The sequence below is a fragment of the Synechococcales cyanobacterium T60_A2020_003 genome, assembly GCA_015272205.1.
Taxonomy (GTDB): Bacteria; Cyanobacteriota; Cyanobacteriia; order RECH01; family RECH01; genus JACYMB01.
The window spans coordinates 1-4,419 of record JACYMB010000339.1 but is presented as its reverse complement, the minus strand read 5'-3'; the positions used below and the strand labels follow the sequence as shown (position 1 = coordinate 4,419).

Annotated in this window: 4 protein-coding genes; 3 read left to right on the top strand and 1 reads right to left on the bottom strand. The window is 53.0% G+C overall.

From position 1 onward, the window contains the following. The 3 genes from urtC to urtE all read left to right on the top strand — a co-directional run. Positions 1–906, top strand: a 906-nt coding sequence (urtC, locus tag IGR76_16880) for an urea ABC transporter permease subunit UrtC (GenBank protein ID MBF2080138.1), incomplete at its 5' end; no start/stop codon positions are given. Continuing rightward, the gene (gene urtD / locus IGR76_16875) at positions 881–1,642 is read left to right on the top strand and encodes an urea ABC transporter ATP-binding protein UrtD (protein ID MBF2080137.1); all 762 of its coding nucleotides are present in this window, start codon (positions 881–883) and stop codon (positions 1,640–1,642) included. The genes urtC and urtD, both read left to right, overlap by 26 nt. Positions 1,643–1,676: 34 nt before the next feature. Next, complete coding sequence (urtE, locus tag IGR76_16870; GenBank protein MBF2080136.1) at positions 1,677–2,420, top strand: urea ABC transporter ATP-binding subunit UrtE; 744 nt, start codon at positions 1,677–1,679, stop codon at positions 2,418–2,420. A gap of 54 nt (positions 2,421–2,474) precedes the next feature. Here urtE and IGR76_16865 read toward each other — a convergent pair whose 3' ends face one another. After that, complete coding sequence (locus IGR76_16865; GenBank protein MBF2080135.1) at positions 2,475–3,620, bottom strand: N-acetylmuramoyl-L-alanine amidase; 1,146 nt, start codon at positions 3,618–3,620, stop codon at positions 2,475–2,477. Positions 3,621–4,419 lie beyond the last annotated feature (799 nt).

Here is a 4,419-nt window from a genome sequence, read left to right as displayed (position 1 = left end):
GCCATGTACCTGCAACTGCAAATTCCAGAGGGACAAATCCCGGAGTTCTTTACCCTCTATGGTGTCTCGGAACTCCCCTGGTTTTGGCAACCGTTTTACTCGTTTCCATTTACGGTCATCGCCATCTTTTTGATTCCGGCGATCGTTGCTGCCCTGCTAGGCTATCTAGTGTTCCGAAACCGGATTCGGGGGGTCTATTTCTCAATCTTGACCCAGGCATCTCTGGTGGTCTTTTTCAACTTCTTTAACGGTCAGCAAAAGTTGATTAATGGCACCAACGGCCTCAAAACCGACACGACTACCCTGTTTGGTATGCAGGTCGGTTCAACGCCGATGCAGGTTCGGTTTTACATCTTCACTGTGATTCTGGTGGTGCTGGCCTATGTCCTGTGCCGATGGTTGACCAGTGGTCGCTTTGGACGGTTACTGATTGCCATCCGAGACGACGAAAACCGGATTCGCTTTTCCGGCTACGATCCCACCAGCTTTGAAGTTCTCGTATTTGCGATTTCTGGGGCCCTTGCCGGAATCTCTGGCGCACTCTACACCGTCCAATCCGGGATTATTACCCCCAGTGCAATGGATGTCGCCTTTTCGATTGAAATGGTGATTTGGGTAGCGGTGGGGGGACGAGCAACGCTGGTCGGAGCCATTTTAGGGACACTTTTAGTGGGGTTTGCCCGCGTATTCCTCAGCGAACGTTTCCCGGAAATCTGGCTATTCTTCCAAGGGGCACTGTTCCTGCTAGTGGTAACTCTCTTACCCGATGGACTCATTGGCTGGTTCCGATACCAAGCGATGGATCAGATTCGCCAAATCATTGGCAAGCCGAAGCGAGCCGAAACCTATCCTAGTTTTGACCTTGATCCGGAGGTAGAACGTGAGCGGGAAAATATTGGCAATTGAGGACTTAACGGTTAGTTTTGATGGCTTTAAAGCGCTCAACCACCTCACGTTTGATGTGGATGAAGGGGAGTTGCGCGTGATTATCGGGCCAAACGGAGCCGGAAAAACGACCTTTCTAGACGTGATTACGGGCAAAGTAAAGCCGACGGAGGGAAATGTCTACTTCAAAGGCAAAAACGTTCGTCCCTATGCGGAGTACCAAATTGCGCGGATGGGGGTAGGACGGAAGTTCCAAACGCCGCGTGTCTATCTCAATCTCACCCCACGGGAAAATCTGGAGATCTCGTGCAACCGTAAGAAAACGGTCTTTAACACTCTATTTCGGCGATCGCCCAGTGGTGAAGTCCGGACGGTCAAAGAGTTGCTCAACGTCATCGGACTGGCCGCCAAAGCCGACATTCCAGCCCAGTTTCTGTCCCACGGGGAAAAGCAGTGGCTCGAAATTGGCATGCTCGTGGCTCAATCCCCCGATCTCCTCCTTGTAGACGAACCTGTGGCCGGCATGACCGATGAGGAAACGGAGCGCACCGGAGAACTTCTCATCTCCCTTGCCCAAAGCCACACCATTATCGTGATTGAACATGACATGGAGTTTGTGCGTCAGATTGCCCGCAAGGTCACAGTACTCCACCAAGGATCGGTACTCTGCGAAGGCAGTATTGAAGAGGTTCAAAACGATCCACGGGTAATTGAAGTGTACTTGGGCAGTCCTGAAGAAAGCCACAAAGCGGCATAGGAGAGAGGTTGTGAGCGAATGGTCACCATCGGTTATGGAATCTACCGAGTCTACCCCCAACCAATCATCTGATGAGATTGTCTTGCGGGTCTCTGGGTTAAACGTCTACTACGGTGAAAGCCACATTCTCCGAGATGTGGACATGAGCGTTCCATCTGGAAAAATGATCTGTCTGATTGGTCGGAATGGTGTTGGCAAAACCACGCTGTTGAAAACGGTGATGGGTTTGTTAAAACCTCGTAGTGGCAATATCCATTATTTTGGGCAGTCCCTTCTCGATAAAACGCCAGACAAGCGGGCGCGATCGGGCATTGGCTACGTCCCCCAAGGTCGAGAGATCATTCCTCGTCTCACCGTAAAGGAAAACTTGATTCTGGGATTGGAAGCAAGACCCACGCGATCCCGCTCTACGGAGATTCCCGATGAGATTTTTGATCTCTTTCCCGTGTTGAAAACCATGCTATCCCGCATGGGCGGAGACCTCAGCGGTGGACAGCAGCAGCAATTGGCGATCGCTCGTGCCTTGATGGGCAAACCCAAGCTCCTAGTTTTAGACGAGCCAACCGAGGGGATTCAGCCGTCGATTATTTTGGACATTGAATCAGCGGTCAAACAGATCATTGCCGCAACCGGAATTTCCGTCCTCCTGGTGGAACAACACCTCCACTTTGTGCGGCAGGCCGATTACTACTACGCCATGCAAAAGGGTGGCATTGTGGCCTCTGGTGTAACCAGTGACCTCAGCAACGACGTGATTCAGGAATTCCTAGCGGTATAGATAGATCATGAAACCATTGAGGGTCGGGGTAAGCAGCTTTTGTTCCGGCTTGGCTCATCGCCCCTGCAAATAGTCCAAAATACCCTGCCCAATACCCTCCGCAATCCGAGATCGAAAGGCAGAACTCGCCAATAGCGGTGCATCCTCCTCGCCCGTCACAAATCCCACTTCCACCAAGGCTGCAGGCATCGAGGTTTGGGTCAGCACGTAGAACCGAGCCGTCTTGGTGCCCCGATCGCCCATATCGGTTTCGTCTACCAAATTCTCCTGAATCGACTGCGCCAACTGTCGCCCCAAGGACGACGACGAACTATAGTAGGTTTCCACGCCATTCACCTCAGGCCGACTCAGGCTCAGGGAATTGGCATGGATACTGACAAAAGCGGTAGCGTTTGCCCGTTCCGCCGTTGAAACCCTGGGAGCAAGGTCAATTTCGCGATCATCCACGCGCGTCATCACGACATTAACGCCCTGATCCTCAAGAATATCAGCGACTTTCTCGGTAATATCGAGAACAACATCAGCTTCTTGGAGACCGTTAATCCCCACCGCACCGGGATCCCTACCCCCGTGCCCCGGATCCAGAACAACCGTTAGACGGCTGTTGGACAAATCGGGTACGTCATCACTGGTGCGAGAGGTCACGCCAGGAGTACGACTCGATAGGGTTGAGGAGGATCGAGAGACCACCAGCGCACCCGCCGGAATCGTGAGAATCCGCGCCTGAAAATCACGATTGTCCAACGATTGACGGATCGATTCTGCCGTAGAGCGATCGCGAAAAATACCCGCCTGCACCACCGACTGTCCGTCCACCGTTGTCCGAAACGCGTCCGGCACAACATCCTGAATATCATCGAGTTGGGAACTGCTGGCATCAACCACCACCCGATAGGTGACGGCATTAATCGCCCCAGATGAGGTCGTTGTAGGGGTGGATGAAGTAGATGGAATAATTACTCTGGAAGGGCGATCGCTCGATGTCGAAGGGCTGGTTGAAATACGGGGCACATCCGTTGGGGTCGTAATCACCGTTGAGGAGGCAGAGATGCGATCGCTGGGTGAAACGGTCGTTGACGAGGTAGACGGACGAGTTGCCGTAGGGCGATCGCTAGCTTCTGCCACCAACGTTCCTAGATCGCTGTCGTGGGTGAGGTAAATGTGAGACAGCACTCGTCCCTCATAGGTACGCTTCGTCATCCGCCATCCGGGATTTAGCTCAATGCGGAGAAAACCATCCGATACACCAGCCGTATGCCCAATCTCAAGCACAGGTGCCGTGCGATCGCGATTCGAGACCGCCACAAGCACCAGTTCCTCATCCCGTTCCTGAATGCGAAGGCTATAGTCCAAGGCTAAATCTTGCCCTGCTACCCGCACTGAGTACCCATTGCTATCGGTACTCCGTCCGCAAATGCCCGTGAAGTCGAAATCCAACAGGAGCGGATCGACCGTTCCAATCGCATCCCCTTCCTCTTCCCAGCAGCGGCGAGTGCCAATTTGTTCCAGGATTAGCAGTTGGTGGGAGATTTGTCCGGCTGGAGCGGCGATCGCAATCAACCGATTTTGATCCACTTCCCGCTGGTCGAAGGTCGCAGCGATCGCCGTTTGACTCACACCTGCCATCATCATGCCTGCGCTCACCAGTGCCATGCCAAACAAAGAAACTTGCTTCATAATTCAGCCCGCATTGACGTCCAACCTGCCTTGGGACTCCGGACGGGAAAGCGTTTTAACGGGTTTCATGCCCTTGTGCCAGTTTCAAAATTGGCTCTCATGCCAATCTACACCCTGAACGCCCCTCACCGAGGGGAATAGAACATCTGATGGCGACTGCCGATACAACGCATCACCACCTCAAACCTGAGAACTCAAAACTTGGCTCCCACCTGAAAAATCAAGACAATCCTAACCTTCATTGCCAAAGGATAAAAACATTGGTGACATCCTCCCGACGCTCACCCTATCGGGTAGAGCGCGGGCTTCCCCAGATCGCTCT

Coding starts and splice junctions, on each gene's coding strand:
- urtE (MBF2080136.1), top strand. CDS start 1,677: ATGGAATCTACCGAGTCTACCCCCAACCAATCATCTGATGAGATTGTC.
- IGR76_16865 (MBF2080135.1), bottom strand. CDS start 3,620: ATGACGAAGCGTACCTATGAGGGACGAGTGCTGTCTCACATTTACCTC.